We start from the raw sequence: 218 nt of genomic DNA on the forward strand, positions 1-218 counted from the left end.
TTGGAAGGTCGTGAGCTGAAAGCCAACGAATTCAGCTTCGTGCTTAAAGATTCAACAGGTAAAGTTGTTCAAACAGTAAGCAATGATGCGGCTGGTAACGTTTCATTCTCACCACTTAGCTTCAAGAAAGGTGAAGAAGGCGTACACAACTACACTGTAGAAGAAGTGAAGGGAACAGACGCAACCGTTACATACGATACAATGAAAGCAACTGTAGC

1 protein-coding gene is annotated in these 218 nt (G+C 43.1%); it reads left to right on the top strand.

Annotation, left to right across the window (positions count from 1 at the left end):
* On the top strand, positions 1-218 hold a 218-nt coding region (locus tag HA044_RS09285; protein WP_187540915.1), incomplete at both ends, for a Spy0128 family protein.

It is taken from the genome of Streptococcus sp. IMAU 99161, assembly GCF_014435245.1.
Taxonomy (GTDB): Bacteria; Bacillota; Bacilli; order Lactobacillales; family Streptococcaceae; genus Streptococcus; species Streptococcus lactarius.